Annotated in this window: 15 protein-coding genes and 1 tRNA gene; 4 read left to right on the top strand and 12 right to left on the bottom strand. The window is 41.5% G+C overall.

The genetic code is table 11. The features are described 5' to 3' along the window. Positions 1–494: 494 nt before the first annotated feature. The 3 genes from AXI59_RS13405 (at position 495) to AXI59_RS13395 (ending at position 2,537) form a co-directional block, all read left to right on the top strand. The gene (locus AXI59_RS13405) at positions 495–863 is read left to right on the top strand and encodes an RlpA-like double-psi beta-barrel domain-containing protein (protein ID WP_061521667.1); all 369 of its coding nucleotides are present in this window, start codon (positions 495–497) and stop codon (positions 861–863) included. Positions 864–910: 47 nt separating this feature from the next. Then, the gene (locus tag AXI59_RS13400) at positions 911–1,930 is read left to right on the top strand and encodes a TolB-like translocation protein (RefSeq protein ID WP_061521668.1); all 1,020 of its coding nucleotides are present in this window, start codon (positions 911–913) and stop codon (positions 1,928–1,930) included. 175 nt (positions 1,931–2,105) lie between these two features. After that, positions 2,106–2,537 carry a VOC family protein gene (locus tag AXI59_RS13395; RefSeq protein WP_061528488.1) on the top strand — a complete coding sequence of 144 codons (432 nt, stop codon included), beginning with the start codon at positions 2,106–2,108 and terminating at the stop codon, positions 2,535–2,537. Between the two features lie 696 nt (positions 2,538–3,233). Here the strand turns inward: AXI59_RS13395 and AXI59_RS13390 are convergent. The 3 genes from AXI59_RS13390 to AXI59_RS13380 all read right to left on the bottom strand — a co-directional run bounded on the left by AXI59_RS13390 (position 3,234) and on the right by AXI59_RS13380 (position 6,220). Further along, positions 3,234–4,154 carry a DMT family transporter gene (locus AXI59_RS13390; RefSeq protein ID WP_061528487.1) on the bottom strand — a complete coding sequence of 307 codons (921 nt, stop codon included), beginning with the start codon at positions 4,152–4,154 and terminating at the stop codon, positions 3,234–3,236. After that, positions 4,151–5,377, bottom strand: coding sequence for a 5-aminolevulinate synthase (gene hemA, locus AXI59_RS13385; RefSeq protein WP_061528486.1), 1,227 nt, complete (start codon positions 5,375–5,377; stop codon positions 4,151–4,153). The genes AXI59_RS13390 and hemA overlap by 4 nt, the downstream gene beginning before the upstream one ends. Positions 5,378–6,144: 767 nt before the next feature. Beyond that, positions 6,145–6,220, bottom strand: a tRNA-Arg gene (locus tag AXI59_RS13380). A gap of 269 nt (positions 6,221–6,489) precedes the next feature. Between AXI59_RS13380 and clpP the strand changes: the two genes are divergently transcribed. After that, positions 6,490–7,086: an ATP-dependent Clp endopeptidase proteolytic subunit ClpP gene (clpP, locus tag AXI59_RS13375; RefSeq protein WP_061521670.1), complete on the top strand. Its 597-nt coding sequence runs from the start codon at positions 6,490–6,492 to the stop codon at positions 7,084–7,086. Between the two features lie 107 nt (positions 7,087–7,193). On the opposite strand, the gene pgmB is transcribed toward clpP, so the two are convergent. The 9 genes from pgmB to AXI59_RS13330 all read right to left on the bottom strand — a co-directional run bounded on the left by pgmB (position 7,194) and on the right by AXI59_RS13330 (position 19,084). Next, positions 7,194–7,859, bottom strand: coding sequence for a beta-phosphoglucomutase (gene pgmB, locus AXI59_RS13370; RefSeq protein WP_061521696.1), 666 nt, complete (start codon positions 7,857–7,859; stop codon positions 7,194–7,196). Next, positions 7,856–9,559 carry a glycoside hydrolase family 13 protein gene (locus tag AXI59_RS13365; RefSeq protein ID WP_061528485.1) on the bottom strand — a complete coding sequence of 568 codons (1,704 nt, stop codon included), beginning with the start codon at positions 9,557–9,559 and terminating at the stop codon, positions 7,856–7,858. The genes pgmB and AXI59_RS13365 overlap by 4 nt, the downstream gene beginning before the upstream one ends. Then, the gene (locus AXI59_RS13360) at positions 9,552–11,837 is read right to left on the bottom strand and encodes a glycoside hydrolase family 65 protein (RefSeq protein WP_061528484.1); all 2,286 of its coding nucleotides are present in this window, start codon (positions 11,835–11,837) and stop codon (positions 9,552–9,554) included. Before AXI59_RS13360 ends, AXI59_RS13365 begins: the two co-directional genes overlap by 8 nt. After that, the gene (locus AXI59_RS13355) at positions 11,815–12,699 is read right to left on the bottom strand and encodes a DUF1189 domain-containing protein (RefSeq protein ID WP_061528483.1); all 885 of its coding nucleotides are present in this window, start codon (positions 12,697–12,699) and stop codon (positions 11,815–11,817) included. The genes AXI59_RS13360 and AXI59_RS13355 overlap by 23 nt, the downstream gene beginning before the upstream one ends. Before the next feature lie 4 nt (positions 12,700–12,703). After that, positions 12,704–13,540 carry a sugar ABC transporter permease gene (locus AXI59_RS13350; RefSeq protein ID WP_061528482.1) on the bottom strand — a complete coding sequence of 279 codons (837 nt, stop codon included), beginning with the start codon at positions 13,538–13,540 and terminating at the stop codon, positions 12,704–12,706. Further along, positions 13,541–14,854: a carbohydrate ABC transporter permease gene (locus tag AXI59_RS13345; protein WP_061528481.1), complete on the bottom strand. Its 1,314-nt coding sequence runs from the start codon at positions 14,852–14,854 to the stop codon at positions 13,541–13,543. It lies immediately after the preceding gene. 39 nt (positions 14,855–14,893) lie between these two features. Next, positions 14,894–16,147 (bottom strand): extracellular solute-binding protein, encoded by a 1,254-nt coding sequence (locus AXI59_RS13340; RefSeq protein ID WP_061521676.1) that lies wholly within the window; start codon positions 16,145–16,147, stop codon positions 14,894–14,896. 91 nt (positions 16,148–16,238) lie between these two features. After that, positions 16,239–18,008 carry a glycoside hydrolase family 13 protein gene (locus tag AXI59_RS13335; RefSeq protein ID WP_061528480.1) on the bottom strand — a complete coding sequence of 590 codons (1,770 nt, stop codon included), beginning with the start codon at positions 18,006–18,008 and terminating at the stop codon, positions 16,239–16,241. 125 nt (positions 18,009–18,133) lie between these two features. Continuing rightward, positions 18,134–19,084 carry a LacI family DNA-binding transcriptional regulator gene (locus AXI59_RS13330; RefSeq protein WP_061528479.1) on the bottom strand — a complete coding sequence of 317 codons (951 nt, stop codon included), beginning with the start codon at positions 19,082–19,084 and terminating at the stop codon, positions 18,134–18,136. Positions 19,085–19,171: the final 87 nt, after the last annotated feature.

Below are 19,171 nucleotides of genomic sequence, written 5' to 3'. Positions count from 1 at the left end.
ACGGGGGTCAGTCCCCCCGCTCCCTTGGGTTTTCATTTCACTTCATAGTGTAATTCAGCAAATTGTTTATAACGCAACGAACGGTTCATTCCGGCCGTATCACCTCTCCCTATGTCTAATTAAACATGTTTATATTTACATAATTATTTTATCTCTGCTTTTTATTGCTGTCAAATACGGCACCCTGTTTTAAAAATACTTACAGCGTGAATTTTTTCGCTTTCCCTTCATCTCAAACAGTCCGGCTAATCCGCCTCGTAAGATATACGCGGGGCCTTAAATGGATAAGCATATCCGCTGCCGACCGCCAGGCTGACACTTCTCTTGCTGCAAACCGCCCAATAAAAGGAAGCGGTTCTAAAACGAAAACTTTCATACATAAGCAGCCCCTTCCTTTTGTTCTTTCTGACGAAAAAAGTTGTCGAGAGAATTTGGGTCAAATCAATGGAAAATCATGATAATGTGGAAAAGAAAGGGAAAAAGGAGTGAATCATATGAAAAAATGGCGGACCATTTTGTTTTTAGCCGGAATTAGCTTTGCGGCTATGATCAGTCCCTCTCTGTCAGCTGATGCTAAAACTGTTACGGGAAATATCACTTGGTATAATGGTGTCGGCAAAGTTGGTTATCATGGGAAAATTCTTGAAGAATGGGATTGTGCAACAAAAATTGGCGGAGACAATCCTCCGCAAGGAACAAAAATAATAGCAAAATCAAATGCGAAGCCTTCATATCAGATTACTGTTTATAAATGGGATGCAGGAACGATGCCATCAGCTGTTTTGGATGTAAGTCCTACGGCTTTTCGGGCATTAGGATTCAGTACTGATACAGGTGTGGTAGCCGGACAATATACTTATTGAATGACAAGCAGACAATATGCCTGCTTCTTTTAAAGGCGGGTGATAGCATGAAAATAAAGTATGCAATCTTAGGTGCGGCAATCATTATTCCGGCCTTTATTTATTTTCTTGTATGTAACAATACAAGCAGTGTTATTTCAAGCCCCCCAGTACATGACCTGCTAATTTCTTTTACAAATGAACGCCTTATCAGTTCTTATTACATAAATGATCGTGTACTGCATAAAGAAAAAATGACAGAATATCCTACGGTCGCTTTCACTAAAGACAAAAGCAATTTATATTACACAAAAAGAGATAAACGTAACCAATTAAATATTGCACGGTTACATATAAAGACGGGCAAGGAAGAAATTATAGCTAAACATATAGCTTACGCCGATGAACTTCAGCTCTCCTCTGATGAAAAAACTTTATTGATGAGGCTGAATCAGCCTGCTCATCGCAACTTTCATTTGGCTTCACTTGATATCGCTTCTCGAAAAATAAATATCATATTTCCAAATCGGTTTAACCAAGATCAAAATGTAGAATTTTACCAAAATAACGCTAATAAAAATACTAAAGTTGTTCTACATTATTCATTAGCTGAAGATATGAAAAATGTTGAGGAATCAAATGTAACAGGAAAAGCATTAAAACCTCCTAAAATGCATATTTCAATGATTGATGCAAAAAAAACCCGGAAGATTGGAAGTTTCACAAAAACGATTCAGGATGTCACGGTTTCGCCTGATGGTAACAAGATTTTATTCACAGCAGGATCTGATGACGAAAAAAGAGCTGTTTTTGAACTGGATATAAAATCAAATAAATACAAAATCCTATTTAAAGAAGGAAAAGCATTCAAATTGCTTAGTCAAGCATTTCCGCAATATTCTCCTGATGGAAAGAAAGTTTATTTCTTAGGAATTGATTCAAAGGCCAAATCCTATACTGATGAATCAACCGGAAGGATTATCAAAGAACGAACCATTTACGCATACAATGTAGTCAGCGGGAAATTCACAAAGCAATGGCACAAATCAAAAGGGGTTATTAATAACTTTTCAGTGTTAAAAAATTAAAAAGGAAACGAGAAAAAGCCTGCATCCAAATGATGCAGGCTTTGATTTTTTTCTTATTAAACCAACGAATAAAGGATATCCTAATCAAGTTGTGGTATAGATGATAGTACTGTTATCACATGAAAGGATATAGGTCCTTTCATGTGATAAAGAAAATTTTAAAAGAGGTGTTTTTATGATTTTAGGTATTTATCCTTATTTGGTAATGAACGGTAATGGACAAGAGGCTGTTACATTTTATGAGAAGGCATTGGATGCAAAAGTTGTTAGGGTTCAAACTTTCGGAGAAATACCTGAAAATCCAGAATTCCCTACTCCTGCTGAAGCAAAAGACCTTGTATTAAATGCGCATTTAAAAGTCGGTGATACTGACCTTATGATTTCTGATACATTCCCGGGCCAGCCGTATCAAATTGGTTCACAAGTGACTGTAGCCGTCACAATAGACAATGCGCAAAAATCAAAAGAAGTGTTTGAAAAACTAAAAGAAGGCGGGAAGGTAGAAATGCCGCTTCAAGAAACGTTTTGGAGTCCATCATATGGACAAGTAACAGACCGATTCGGTATCACCTGGCAAATCTCAACACAAACTGCTGATCATAAGTAATAGATGAAAAACCTATAAGGAAACAAAAAAAGACAAGGGCGGCAATTTGCCAAAACCCTTGTCTTTCCTGACTTTATAAGACACGCTCGGAGGGATTCGAACCCCCGGCAGACGTGGTACCGGAAACCATTCAGGAGCTTCAATATGAGTTATTGATTCCGTCTATTCTTTCAATCTTTGATAAATCAACATTTTACTCCTTTTATATTTCATTCTTTCCATTAGTTTGTGATGATTATGTTTGCAATTTGGTTTGCAAAAAATGTTCGTCTTAACATCGTTTGCCCAATAGGCCCTTAATAAAAGTGAAAGCTTATTGTGTGTTACAAAAGCCTATTATATCAGCGTTTGTTTATTTTGATTATGAGCATAGATTAATTGACATTTAGGAGTAAAAATGGAGTAAGATTTTGTTAATGGCAGCTAACCAACGGGGCATTGATGGCAGATTGGTTAGAATACCCATCTTTAAGATATGAAGATTTAATGATAAAATTGTTCCTTCCTATTTCTTGTTTTTTATAAAACCATTCCATTTATCTTCAACTGTTTATTTATTCCAACCAGTCAAATAAGTCTGCAACTCATTTTATCACCTTAGTTACAATGAATTTTTATGTGAAACCCCAGATCTCGTTAGGTTCTTATAAAAACATAAATAAGCAGGCAATACCTGCTTATAGTATAAAGTTCCGTCTATACCTGTTGTTTAGTTGTTTTATCAGTAGACGTGTTTTTGACTCTCTTTACGGAAAAAAGGAACCCTAAAGCAATAGCAGCGCCCACACAACTAAATAAACAACCAAGAAATAAATATATAGTTGGTTTCGAATCTCCAATAAAAACTGATGCTATTCCTCCTACTGCTGGAAAAAGCGCAACCATGTAGCTGCTTACTGCTGCCCCGATTCTTTCGATTAGTTTTAGGTAGAACAACCATGCAAAAAAAGAAGCTATTACTGTTAGATAAACAAGCGAACTCAGATAGGATACAGATATAGGTAAAGTAAACTTTTGTCCCTGAAATAAACATATTATCAGAAGTAGTAAAGAAGCTACGATAAACCCGACACTGTTAGCATATAAAGGATTAATTCTATTTCTCGCGTTTACTGCTGAGCTTGCGTCTCCTATTGCTGTCAGCATTGTACCCAACAGTGCTATCCCTATACCCTTTAAATTATCCAAGCTCAAGCTCTCTGTAAGAAGAGGATAAACTAATATACATACACCAGTAATTCCAATTAAACCACCAATTAGAATGCGCGGGTGAAGACGGTCTCCCAGGAAAACACGTAGAGCAACTGGCGTTAAAACAGTTTTTAGTGAGTATATTAAAGTCACTAAGGCAGCGGTACTCCAAATAGTTGCATAATATAAAAATAAGTAACTAAGAGCAAAGTTACATACCCCGAAAGTGATAAGAGGCCCTATATTTTTACAGGATGGACGTCCTTTTGGGCGTACAATCAAAGTAAGTATCACAAACATAATTGCAGATCCTACAATACGGTAAGTTAATGACACCGCAAGGCTGACAGGAGTACCTTGTATTTTGACTGCAATAAAGTTCAATCCCCATACTAAGAGGCAAAATACATACATAAATGAAGTCATCCGTGTATTAATCCTTTTGATAGAGGAATATCGAAATAATCAAAAGTTTCAATTAATTCTTGTGTTAGTTGTAGTACCTGCTCCTCTGAATGATTCGGTGTTACATTTACTCTAAAGCGTTCTGTCCCTACAGGTACGGTCGGAGAATTTATTGGTTGTAAATAGATACCATGTTTTTCTAATAATCTTTTCGCCGCATCCCTACATTTTTTTGCATTGCCAATTAGAACTGGAAGGATATGCGTTTCACTGCAATCCATTACTGGGACACCAGCCTCTGAAAGAAAATTTCTTAATATTTTTGTTTTATTATGTAGTTCATTTCTCTCTTTGTCAGAGGTTTTTAAATGCTCAATACTTGCATAACAAGCAGCCACAACACCTGGTGGTAAAGAAGTGGTAAATATGAAACCCGATGCAAATGACCGAATAGCATCAATAAGTACACTGGATCCAGTGATATATCCTCCGATTATGCCAATTGCTTTGGCCATAGTACCTTGAATAAAATCTATACGATTTGCCACTCCCAAATCAGCTGCAATTCCAGCACCACGAGGACCATACATGCCAATTGCATGTACTTCGTCAAGAAAGGTTAGCGCATTATATTTTTCAGCAAGATCTGCAATTTTTTCAATTGGTGAGATATCTCCATCCATTGAATACACAGATTCAAAAATAATAATTTTTGGTCGTTCATACGGTTGGGCAGCTAATAACGACTCTAAGTGTTCTACATCATTATGTTTAAAAATTTGACAATCTGCCTTTGTACTACGTATTCCATTTATAATCGAAGCATGATTAAGTTCATCCGAAAAAACAATACAATCTGGTAATAATCGCAACAAACATTGTAAAGTAGCATCATTTGAACTATAGCCAGTTGGAAATACAAGTGAAGCTTCCTTACCATGCCAATCTGCTAATGAAGACTCCAGTAAAGAATAGTGATAATGTGTATCACCTATGTTTCTGGATCCTCCTGAACCTGCACCGTATAATCTAATTGCTTCGTGCATAGCTTCAGTAACAATAGGATGCTGCGACATTCCTAAATAGTCATTACTACACCAAACCACTACAGAGTTTTTATCTTCTTGCCCATTTAAAATAGCTGAGGGATATTGTCCATTAATTCTATTAATTGTTATAAACTCCCGGTATTGACCGCTTTCTTTTAAGGAGTTTATTTTTTTGTTAAAGATTTCTGTATACATTTTTTTCCTCCTCAATTCCTCACAACCATTTATTAAAAAAGGCTGTGTTTTTCAATACTATTGTGATGCTCCATTTTCCAGTGAGATACATGATAATTAAATATTAAAGTTTATTCCCTGTTAAATTATTCCTCAAACAAATAAATTCCTTTTTTACAATTTCGACCAATATAAAATATAACATAAAAATGTAAAAATTCATTAGATATTAATGTTAAAATTTAAAAAGCTCCGTACACTAGAGCAGTATTCGGAACATTATTTTATTGCAACTGCTTAACTGATACAAAAACTTTATCCCATTTCAAAGAAGTTTATATTTTTTTAGCTATAGATTCTGCGAAAGAAGGCATAATAGGGTAAGAAAAAACAGCTAATTTTTATAATATATGATAATTATTCATTTCATTAACTGTTTTAATATCTTTAATATACTCTTTTATCAATACAGCAATGGATTTCAAAGAGAGACCTTTAATAAGAATATTGTCGGGTTTATCACTTTATACTTAACGTTTAGTCAGCTACCCCTTGCAAAAGAACGAGGTGGCTAAATCCTAATGAGAATACCCCCTATATTAAAGTAGGGGGGCTTTGGTTTTGTAGCTGCAATTCCACGGGAATAATGCATACTGAAAGGTAATTTCGTCTGAGCGCTTCTGAAAAATTTCATTTCGAAACTCAAAGGTTTGCAATTCCCCTTTTATACACAAAAAAGACAAGGGCAGCAATTTGCCAAAACCCTTGCCTTTCCTGACTTTATAAGACGCGCTCGGAGGGATTCGAACCCCCGGCAGACGTGGTACCGGAAACCACCGCTCTATCCAACTGAGCTACGAGCGCACGTTTTTTCAATCAGATACCTTTATATTATAATAAAGAAACGTGCAGAAAGCAACTCTTTTTCAATGAGTGAATACGTGATCTTTACTGCGCATATTGTGTAACATCTATTTTCTTCTGAAAAACATGCTGTTTGAACTTTTTATTTTCTGGGAAAAATGGTGATGGAAGAAAAGGTTGGCATTTTGGTCAGCGTTTTGTTTGACCTTTATTGACCAAAAATGTATCATGTAACTACATACTTACCTAAAAGGTGAAGGAGGAGCATTATGAATTTAATACCTACAGTCATTGAACAAACGAACCGCGGGGAAAGAGCCTATGACATTTATTCTCGTCTTTTGAAGGACCGTATTATCATGCTTGGATCTGCGATTGATGACAACGTTGCGAACTCCATCGTGTCACAGCTTTTATTCCTTGAAGCGGAAGACCCTGAAAAAGATATTTCGATTTACATCAACAGCCCGGGCGGATCAATCACTGCCGGTATGGCGATCTACGATACAATGCAGTTCATCAAACCGAAAGTGTCAACGATCTGCATCGGAATGGCCGCTTCGATGGGAGCATTCTTACTTGCTGCCGGAGAAAAAGGCAAACGTTACGCGCTTCCTAACAGTGAAGTTATGATTCACCAGCCGCTTGGCGGAGCGCAAGGACAGGCGACTGAAATCGAAATCGCCGCAAAACGCATCCTCTTATTGCGCGATAAATTAAACAAAGTGCTTTCTGAGCGCACAGGCCAGCCGCTTGAAGTCATTGAGCGCGATACAGACCGCGACAACTTCAAATCAGCAGATGAAGCCTTAGAATACGGCTTGATCGACAAAGTCATGACACGCAACACAGAAGATCAGAAGTAATACACTGCCTGCAAGAGAAATAATCTCTTGCAGGTTTTTTTCATCTAAAGAAATTCCCCCATCTTTTAGACAAATGGCTGAGTCCCTTTCTCTGTCATTTCCGGATTTTAAAAACTATGCTGCTTCCACTTTTCATTCAGCAGATCAAGCGATAAATCGCACGTTTGCCCAACCATCAGATCAGCGGCATGCATTGATCGTTCATGGCCGACTCCCACCGCAAACATCCCCGCGGATTTGATTGCAGCTATCCCTGCTTCAGCATCCTCGATGGCTGCGCATTCAGCCGGAGATACGCCGAGAAGCAATGCAGCGGTTAAAAATATGTCGGGCTCTGGCTTCCCTTTAGCCAGAGCCGTCGGGTCAACAACGGCATGAAAATCATCAATGATCTCCAATCGTTCCAGAATTTTTGGGGCATTGCGGCTTGAAGAAGCTAAAGCGATTTTTATATTTTCGTTTTTCAGTTCACAAAGAAGCCTGCTGATTCCCGGCAAAAGGTCTTTCGGCGTCAATTTGCTGATCAACGTTTGATAATGTTGGTTTTTTTGAAACATGAGGGCTTGTTTCTCTGCTTTTGAATACTTTGCTGCCGCACCGCCATGGACAAGAATGGTTTCAAGCGACTTTTCCCTGCTGATTCCCTTTAGGCTTTCATTAAAGCTTCGGTCAAATGGAATATGGATTTGATCTGCTATGTGCTTCCAAGCAAGAAAATGATATTCTGCCGTATCTGTTATCACTCCGTCTAAATCAAATATAACTGCTTTCATGATATTGTTTCCTTTGATGAGCTTATACACATCACGGCCTCATATGGCTGTAAGCAAATGCTTTTCATATCACTCTCTTGACGAGAATAATTGGAAAGGAGTACGTTCCACTGCTCACCAAGCAATTCCGCCGGTGCGTCAAATACAGCCGTTTCCTCCGACAAATTCACCACGACTAAAAGCGTTTCTCCTTGATACGTGCGGATATAAGCAAAGATTTGCGGATTCTCCTTCAGCAGCAGCTGGTAATCTCCGTATACGATGATCTTGTATTGTTTGCGTAATTGAATGAGCTTTTGATAGTAATAGAAAACAGAATCTTGATCGTTCAAGGACTCTTTCACATTGATTTCTTTATAGCGGGGATTTACAGCCAGCCAAGGCTCTCCGGCTGTGAATCCTGCATGTTTGCCGGCATTCCATTGCATCGGTGTTCTTGCATGATCCCGCCCTTTTGTCGCAGCGGCTTTTAAAAAGTCTGCCTCTGACATTGTTTTGTTTTCTATCACCAAGTCCCGATAGGCATTTTTAATTTCGAGATCATCATACATTTCTATCGGAAAATCGCTGTTGACCATACCGATTTCTTCTCCTTGATAAATAAACGGCGTTCCCTTCATACCGTGAAGAACCGTTGCAAATGCCTTGGCACACTGTTTACGCAAATGACGATCATTGCCCCAGCGGGAAATCACCCTTGGCTGATCATGGTTTTCAAAATACAGGCTGTTCCATCCGGCATTCATTAAAGCGGTCTGCCAGCGGGTCAGCGTCTTTTTTAAAGCGATTGGATCAAACGGCTTGAGCTGCCATTTCCCATTAGGCGAATGCTGGTCTGTATCAATATCCATATGTTCAAAGGTAAAGATCATATTCAGCTCTCGCCTGCTCGCATCCGTATACTTTTTTGCCTCTTCAATATCTGAGCCGTTTGCTTCTCCAACCGTCATACAGTCGTAACGAGACAAGACTTCACGGTTCATCTCCTGAATAAATTCATGAAGGCGGGGACCGTTTGAGTGATATTGGCCAACGATATACCGGCGGCTGTCTTTTGTTTCATAGCTCGGAAAATCGACGTGTTTGGATATGGAGCCGATCACATCTATCCGCCAGCCGTCAATGCCTTTATCCATCCAAAATCTCATTACATCATATACTTCCCGACGGACGGCTTCATTTTCCCAATTTAAGTCCGGCTGCTTTTTCGAAAAGTAGTGCAAATAATATTGGCCTGTCTTCTCATTAAATGTCCACGCCGAACCTGAGAAGATCGATCCCCAATTATTCGGCTCTGAGCCATCCGGGGCAGGATCTCTCCAAAAGTAATAATCCCGATAAGGATTATCTTTCGATTTGCTGCTCTCGACAAACCAAATGTGTTCATCTGACGTATGGTTCACAACCAAATCCATGATGATTTTCATTCCCCGTCTATGAACCTCATCAATTAACTGAAACATATCTTCATTGGTCCCGAATTTTTCGTACAAATTCCGATAATCGGAAATGTCATAGCCGTTGTCATCCTGCGGAGAATCAAACACCGGACACAGCCAGATCACATCTGCCCCCAGGTTTTTGATATAATCCAGCTTTTGAATGATTCCCTGCAGATCTCCGAACCCGTCTCCATTTGAGTCATAGAAACTGCGCGGGTAAATTTGATAAACGACTGCTTCCTTCCACCACTCACTCATCAGCCATCCTCCCTTCATATCGTCCGTTCAACAGAATGGGATTCTGATAGACCGTTATGTACAGCGGGTCCCCTTTTAACAGTTCAAACACGACGCTGGTTTCCGCTGCCATAATGTGAATTAACCGTCCCCGGTAATTGATGTTAAACGAATAGCTGTCCCATTCTTTCGGCAGAAACGGGGCAAATGACAGCGTCTCATTCGCGGCACGCATTCCTGCAAACCCTTGTACGATCGCAAGCCAGCTTCCCGTCATTGATGTAATATGAAGCCCTTCTTCTGTGTCATGATTGTAATTGTCGAGGTCGAGACGGGCCGTCCGTTTATAAAGTTCGAGCGCTTTCTTCTCCATGTGAAGTTCAGCTGCAAGCACGGCGTGGACGGAAGGGGAGAGGCTTGATTCATGAACGGTCATCGGTTCGTAAAATTCAAAGTTTCTCCGTTTTTCTTCTAATGTAAAACGATCATTAAAAAGATAAATTCCTTGAAGAACGTCCGCCTGCTTAATAAAGCTGGAACGGAGAATTTTATCCCATGACCAATTCTGATAAAGCGGCCGCTCATTCGGATCTAATTGATCCGCCGTTTGCAGCTCTTTGTCTAAAAAGGTATCGTGCTGGATGAAAATGTTTAATTCTTCACTGTAGGGAAAGTACATCTTCTGAACGATATCTTTCCATGCCGCCGTTTCTTCTTCTCTTACATTCAGCTGGCTTCGTTTTGCTGCCGGAATATTCTCGAGGTTTTCAAGCGTATACTCTAACGTCCAGGCCGCAATCAAATTTGTATACCAGTTGTTGTTGACATTGTTTTCATATTCATTCGGCCCTGTAACGCCGTGGATCATATACTTGTTATTTCGTTTCGAATAGTGAACGCGGTCTGCCCAAAATCTGCTGATTTCCACCAGAACGTCTATCCCGTATTCTTCGATATAGCCCCGGTCGCCTGTATAATTGACATAATTGCAGATCGCCCAGCAAATCGCACCGTTCCGATGAATTTCTTCAAAGGTGATCTCCCATTCATTGTGGCATTCATCGCCTGTGAACGTCACCATCGGGTAAAGAGCACCTTTCAGACCCAATTTTGCGGCGTTTCGTTTGGCAGCCTCCAAATGGTGATAGCGGTACAAGAGCAGGTTTCTTGTCACTTTCGGATCGGCGGCGGCCAAATACACCGGAACTGCGTATGCCTCAGTATCCCAATATGCGGCCCCTCCGTATTTTTCTCCTGTAAATCCTTTCGGGCCGATATTCAAGCGTGGATCGGCTCCATAGTATGTCGAGAATAATTGAAAAATGCTGTAGCGGATTCCTTGCTGAAGTTCGTCATCCCCTTTAATTTCAATGTCTGCTTTTGCCCATCTTTCGTTCCATTTATCAATGTGTCTCTGTTTTTCTTCTTCATATCCCCGCCGAAGAATGTCGGATAAAAGCTCCCTGCCCTTTGACAAAAGCTCTGTTTCTTGAAAATCACGGGATGTTGTCACAATGATAAGCTTTTCCAAGGAAGCCTTTGTTCCCGGCTTCATTTGATAAACATAGCGATTCTCCGCATACATGCCGGATGTGTGAAAACTTTCGCTGACAAAACCGTCTGTAACGTTTGCCATTGCTGCAGAAACGGTAAAACACGGCGTTCCAAACGGATTTTCTGCCGTTTTCGCCACTAAATGGCCGCAGTGAGAATCAGCTCCCGCCTCTTTTTCCTGCCAAAACTGTTCCCGGAAGTTGGCGTCTTCATTTGCGACATTTCCATCCAGGTAAGGAACAAGCGTGATTTCAGCTTCACCTGTCAGGCACTCCGCTTCGTAATGAATCGCACAAAGCTGCTCAACAGCAAGGCTGAGAAATCGTTCTGATCTGATTCTTACAGTTTTATCCTGAATACGGATGGCAGCGCTTCGCCGCAGAATCCCTTCTTTCATATCCAGCTCTAAATCAAACGATTCGATTGAATGTTGATAGAGATCGACTTTTTCTCCGTCTACATATACATCAATGCCGATAAAGTTCATGGCATTGATCACTTTGCCGAAATATTCCGGATAACCGTTTTTCCACCAGCCGACACGCGTTTTATCAGGAAACCAAACCCCCGCGAAATATGTGCCTTGATGGCTGTCGCCTGAATATTTTTCTTCAAAATTCCCCCTGATTCCCATATAGCCATTGGCAAGGGAAGTCAGGCTTTCCTGCAGACGCTTGTGTTCCTTTAGAAATTTATTTGTTTTGATTTTCCATTCATCAATCTCAAAAAGCCGCTGATTTACCATGGTTTCCTCCAAAATGTAAATTTCCGTTATAATCGCGGGTTTGGGTCAAATATCTAAATGTAAAAGAAATCATCAAGGCGACGCCGCACGAATAGATCAACAATACTGTAATGAAGTCAAAATGAACCATACCGGCAACAGCTGCGGCAAATGCCGGAAGTGCTGATCCGCAAATCGCCATGGATGCCGCTTCCTTAAATGACACCAAGCGGGTCATTTTTGATATTTTTGTGATCCAAATACCACCCGCAAGAGCAGCCGTCATAAAAAGCTGGATAATGAAAATCACTGCATATGCCAGCACCATGATCATCGGCTTGTACTGCGCAAACCACAATTTATTGATTAAAGCCTCTACATCATGGACGTTCAAATCCTTAAGCCCGGCATCCATTTTCGCATAGCGAACAGAAAACCCCGTTCCGTTTTGATCGCTGATAATGAGATGATCAGACTGAAATATAATTGCGTTATTGTAGCCTTTCACCTTAAGGCTTCCATTCTCCCCGCTTGTTTTAAACTGATGCTTCATATCAACTGCCAGCAAAGCCCGGCCTTTTTCAACTTGATAAAAACCCTTCCCGCCCGTCAGTTTTCCATTCGTTAATTGATAGCCTTCTACTTGATCAGCAAACGTTTCATCAACCTCTTGAATCACTGACGGCATAAAAGTCCTGAGATTGAAATGATCCGTTTTCATGAACGAAACGGAAAATGGGGCCAGCAGGCATGCCGTCAAGAAAATAAATAGAAAGGAGATATGCCCCCAGCTGAATCTGTTTCTGTATCGGCAAACACCTGCGGGATTCGCAGACGCTTTCAGGAAACGAATCATAAAAGGTTCATTTTGCGTTTTTTTCATGTCATTATCCTTTCGTTCCGCCTGTTGTCAGCCCGGACACAAAGTTCTTTTGGAGAAAAAAGAACAGGATGCATATCGGCAGGGCCGCAAGTATTGCTCCAGCAGCAAACAGCGCGACTTTTTGCTGCTGCGGATTTGATATAAAGGATTGCAGTCCTACAGCAATGGTCAATCTTTCAGGCGAGCGCAGCAAAAATTTTGCCAGCAGATAGTCACCGAACGGCCCCATAAACGCCCAAAGCGCCTGCACCGCGAGCATCGGTTTAACGAGAGGCAGTACAATCGAGGTGAAGATCCGCAGATGTCCCGCCCCGTCAATTCGCGCAGCTTCATCAATTTCTCTCGGCACGGTATCAAAATAGCCTTTCATCAGCCATGTGTTCATTGGAATTCCGCCGCCGATATAGATCGCTGTTAAAAACCAGTACTGATCGAGGGCGCCTATCAGCATGGCCAAAACGTAAAAAGCGGTAAGTGCCGCCATCGTTGGCACCATTTGAATAATTAAAAAGAATACCAAACTCTTTTTTCTGCCTGTAAATCGATAGCGGCTGTACGTATAACCGGCAAGCGTCACGATCGTAACCTGCAATACCATGACCGACAGAGCGATTATAAGTGTATTGCCGTACCAACTAAGATAAAGCGTCTCTTCAAACAGCCGCCTAAAATGATGCAATGTCCATGGGCCTGAAAAATTGAGCTGAAAAGCCGCCACATTTCCTACACGAAATGCGGATGATGCCGTAATCAGTAACGGATATATAATGACAATGCTTAAAAGCGTTAAAAATAAATAGGTGCAGATTTGGTTAAGCGCCCTGGCGGTTCTCGCATTCATCTACATGACCTCCTCATTGCCAAAAGCATTCGATTTTTTAAATGCAATCAGGGACACTCCGATGACAATGAAAGAAATTAACAACGTAACAGCGGCGGCAATGGAATATTGCGGTGATGTGCCTGTCGTCAGCTTATAGATCCAAGATATTAAAATATCGGTTGACCCCGCGCCGGCTCCCGCACTGCCCGGTCCTCCCTCATTGAATAAGTAGATGATCGAGAAATTATTGAAATTAAACGTATACTGGGTAATCATCACAGGGGCGGTCGCAAATAAAATCATCGGCAATGTAATATGTTTAAAACGCTGAATAAAAGAGGCTCCGTCAATCTTCGCCGCTTCATACAGTTCATTTGGAATCGCCTGAAGCACCCCCGTAACCATGACATAAATGTACGGAAATCCGAGCCATGTCTGTACCATAATCAGGGCTGTCTTCGTCCAGAAGGGATCAGTCTTCCATGCGACCGCCGGCAGCTCTATAAACGGCAGGTGATTCAGTAATGGAATCACCTGTGCGTTCATTGCGCCGATGCTGTCATTGAAAATATTAGAAAAGCTCATAATCGTAATAAAAGCAGGGACAGCCCAAGGTAGCAAAAAGATCATTCGAAATAGCCGCCTGCCTTTAATAAAATCCTGATTAACAATAAGCGCAGCCGCTATACCGAGAACAATTTGCAGTGTTGTCGCACAAATCGTCCATACGAGTGTCCAGCCCAGTACTTCGGCAAATGTCTCCCGATAGGAGCCGAGGAAAAAAATATTCATGAAATTTTTAAAACCGACCCAGTCAATAAGGCTGTTAGGGGGAATATGGTAAAAATCATAGTTTGTAAATGCGATAAACAGAGTCACCAGTACAGGGAAAATAATGACAAACACCATCATGATGTATGCCGGCAGTGTAAATAAATACGGAAACCCTTTATCCCCCGCATTCCAGATCATATCCTTGGCTGTCGTGTTGATCTTTGAGCCGGTCGCTTTCATCACGGCAATCTTGCGCGCATCATAAATAGTAAAGGTGTAGAACATCAGAAAAATCAGCGTCACAATCAATTGCAGCGTGCCTTCTATCAGCAGAAACAGTGAGTGGTCTTCTCCGGGAACACTTCCCAAAATAATCAATCCGGTTAGCGCTTTCATACCGAAAACCTTTAATTCATAAGCAAACAGTCCAGTTATGATGAGAAAAAAGATCCCCTTCGAAAACTGCCGATTCACAATCTGTCCAACCCCTGGAATGATAGATAAAATGAAAAGACCTGCTGTCCGCTTCTGCTTTGCAAGTGTTTGTTCTTTGTTCATTTTTTCGCCCTCTATTCTTCCGGACGCTAATCCGCCGTCTTATTTCACATATTTTTCTTTAATATTTTCTTTGATTACGCTTACGGCATCATTCGCTGATTGCTGTGCTGATTTTTTTCCTGAAGCTGCGTCAAAAATCAAACTTTCCGCCCCAGTCCAGACCTCAGCCATTTCCGGGATAATCGGAGTCGGGGTCGCTGTTTCATATTGCTTAATGACTGCCGACGTCAGTTCGTTCTTTTGCTTACCTGCTTTCTCTCTTGCTGCCAAGTTGGCCGGCACTTCGTTTGTTTGATCATAAAAAACGTAAGCATTGTGATCATTTGCAGCATATTCAAGCCATTTCTCTGCCAGTTGCGGTTCTTTTGTATACTTTGAAGCAACCCAGCCCTTGCCGCCGGCGAAAGGCGCATATTCTTTTCCGTTCGGCAATGTCGGTATTTTTGCAGCGCCATAGTTCAGCTTGGCATCTTTATAATTGGAAGCTGACCAAGGTCCGCCGATGACAGCCGCCGCTTTTCCTTCTATAAAGGTCTGCTGTATGAAATCATCAGCGCTCGAGTTGTCCTGCATGCCTTTTGGCCAATATTCTTTGAACCATTTCCCCGCATATTCGACCGCTTGAACAGTTCCTTTGTTGTTAAGGCCGACGTCTTTGGCGTCTGTGCCGTTTTTGCCAAATACATATCCTCCGAAGCCGGCCAGCAAGCCGTATGACATGTAAAAATCAGTCCACTTCGCCAGAAAAGCGGTCGATTTTCCTTTTTCCGAGGCAAAGGCAAACCGCGAATCCTTCGTTAATTCTTCAAGATCTTTAAATGTTTTTGGTACTGTTTTCAAGAGATGTTTGTTGTAATATAAAACAAGTGTTTCAATGACTAACGGCATCCCATACACCTTGCCGTCAACCGTCACCTGCTGCATTTCTTTGCTGCCAAAACTTTTTGTATCAGACGGTTTGATGTCAAGCAAATGCCCTTGCTGGCCCAAACCGCCGATACGATCGTATGCAGCCAGCATGACATCAGGCGCATTCCCTGCCGGCCCATCCAAAGGAAGCGCTTCCAACTGATCAAACATTGGCTTTTCAACAATTTTTATTGTTACGTTATTCTCTTTTTCAAAATCCGTTTTAATGCTTTCAACATAATGTTTATAAGTTTCTTCAACAGACACAGTCAGGACTTTTTTCCCTTTAGAACCTGCCGTATCCTTTGCGCCTGAACAGGCCGTAAGAACGAATATAAGGACTGAAACGAGCAATAACGCCAAGCCCTTTTTGAAATACGCCATCTTTTTTCCTCCTTCTATCGAATCTGACCCCATTGTAATCCTCGATAGAAAGCGGTTACAATAACTTTCGTAATGTTACCGATAACAGAATTTACACAGCATCCTCAACGCCTAAAATAAAAAATTCACCCGGCTGAATGTCAATCGCATCTGTATGACGAAGAGACTCTTCTGCCCATGCGTCGTAAATTTTTTTATTTTTCTCAATACCTACATCCTGCAGACTGATATGGCGGACCTCGCTCCCCTGATTAAAAAAGAAAATCAGTTTTTTTTCATCAGAAACCCGGGAAAAGCTGATAAAATCGCTTTGATCATCGAGCAGATTCCACTCGAGATCCCCATAAGTCCATAAGGCATTCTCCTGTTTCCGTAAAGCAATCAATCGCTTCATAAATTTGAGCATCCCTTGATTTTGCTTCTCTTCTTCCCACACCATACATTTCCGGCATAATGGATCATTTCCGCCGTCAAGCCCGATTTCGGTCCCGTAATAGATGCATGGCGAACCTGTCTGGGCAAACATAAACGCCAGCAAAGACTGTGCTTTTTTCTCATCATGACGACACCTTGTCAAAAGCCGCTTTGTATCATGACTGTCAAGTAAATTAAACATCGACTCATTGACCTGCTGCATCCCGTTCATCAAATGCGCGTTTAAGCGGGAGGCCATTTGCGAGGGGGAAATGGTTCTGTCCGCAAAATATTCAATCATAGGTTCTGTGAAAGGATAATTCATCACAGCATGGAATTCATCTCCCCTGAGCCAAGGCTCGGCTGAATGCCAGATCTCCCCCAAAATATAAACGTCCGGCTTTTCTGCTGATACGGCTTGCCGGAATTTCTTCCAAAAAGCGTGATCCACTTCATTGGCCACATCCAGGCGCCAGCCGTCAATGTCAAATTCCCGAATCCAGTACAACGCGATATCAAGCAAATAGGACTGCACTTCCGGATGAGCCGTATTTAATTTCGGCATAGTCGGTGTAAATGCAAACGTGTCATAATGGCCTTCTTCGACAGGAAAAGCATGAATATGGAACCAGTCTTTATAGCGCGATCGCTCGCCGTTTTCCACGACATCCTGCCATTGGGGTGAAGCACTGCCTATATGGTTAAAAACGGCATCAAGCATGATTTTCATTCCCCTCTGGTGAAGCTGATCGACCAATGCACGAAAAAGCTCCGGATCGCCAAAATGCGGATCAATGGAATAGTAATCCAATGTATCGTATTTATGGTTGGAAGGCGCGGAAAAGATCGGCGTCAAATAAATTCCGTTCACCCCTAATGCCTCTAAATAATCAAGCTTATCAATGATTCCCTGTAAATCCCCTCCAAAAAAATCATGTACGTCCGGGTCCTTGCTTCCCCAAGGTAAAACAGCTTCCGGCGATAAATCTTCTCTGCCGTTTGCAAAACGCTCGGGAAAAATTTGATACCAAATTGTTGATTTGACCCATTCAGGTGCTTGAAATGTATCAGCCTCATGAACAAATGGAAATTTAAAATAGGATTGAATCGTTTCCAGCATTTTTTCGTTATAAGGGCAGACACCCGAGCTTCCGTAAAATATTTCTTCCTGATCAGCGCTTTGTAATACAAAAGCATATTGCAAACGTCTAAATGGCGGTGCCACTTCGGCAAACCAATAATCATGCGTTTCTGTGGCGGCAGCTTTCTTCATCTGCCGCTCGTTTGCCGGCCATCTGCCGTCTTGAGTCTCATAAGGATCTCCCCAAATCAATCGAATTTGATTAACATCGGCTTTTTTGGTGCGGATCTTGATATGCAGTCTCCGCCCGTCATAAGAATAGGCATCAGAGCTGAAAGGCTGATGATGTATTGCTGCATGTTCCATTTCCTATCTCCTCCTTTTCATTTCCGGTTCATTCCGACCGGCACATACGTTGAAATTATCATGCTGAAATCAGAGGAGCAATCGTTTTCATCATGATAACGGTAACAGAATCATGAATCATGCTTCTACAGCGTCGATCCGCGCACGATTAACTCAGGTTCAAAAAATTGATTTCCTTGAGCGGCACCGTCTTCATTAATTTTTTTCAACAGGGTTCTCGCACAAGCTTCACCCATTTCAACCACAGGCTGGCGCACCGTTGTCAAGCGGGGCGATGAAATGCGGTCAAGAAAAACGCCATCAAATCCGGTTACTGCTGCATCTTCAGGAATTCTCTTTCCAAGCGACTGTACCGCACGGATGACGCCGAGTGCGATTCGATCTGACGCACAGACAAACGCAGCCGGACAACACAATGATTGCAGTATTTCTCTGGCCAAGCATTCACCTTTTTTTGAACTGTTTTCCATCCGAAAAATATTCGTTTGTCTCAAGCCTTCATTCATTGCCTGTGTATATCCCTTTTCCCTTGATCGTTCGAAAGGCTCATCCAAATCAATGCCAAAAAAGACAACCTCCCGCTCTCCCAGCCCCATGACATGGCGGGTTGCCATAAAAGCGCCTTTTTGATTATTCACATCGATAAAATCATAGCCCATTTCATTTTGTCCAAATACGACAACTGGCTTTTCAAAAGCTTTGATCACCCCTTCAAAATCGGTTTTTCTTAAGCCCGTCGCAATAATGCCGTCACATTTGCCGATGTTAAGAGATTTCCTTGTTACAAGCTGCAAAGCATAATGGTGGCGATCCAGCTCCCGGCTTATTCCGGTTAACAGGTTCATGTAATAAGGTTCTGTCGTATCCATTTCCTCAAGTATCAGCAGTTTGACAACCTGTGTTCTATTTTGAACGAGCGCCCTTGCCGCATAGTTTGGAATATAATTCAGCTCTTTCATCGCAGAAAGAACCAGTTTCTTCAATTCATCTGTCACCGTCTCAGGATGATTGATCACCCGCGATACCGTCATTTTAGAAACATTCGCTTTTTTCGCCACATCTGACAATGTTGCCATTTTTCATCCCCGCCTCATCAGTGAATATTTCAAACGATTAACAAGTCCGTTTTTGGGATTTGATAACAAATTCATTATATTATGTAA

Origin of the sequence: Bacillus nakamurai, from assembly GCF_001584325.1 — a bacterium.
Classification (GTDB): Bacteria; Bacillota; Bacilli; order Bacillales; family Bacillaceae; genus Bacillus; species Bacillus nakamurai.
Note: the sequence above shows the minus strand (reverse complement) of the source record. Positions and strands in the feature narration are given on the sequence as shown.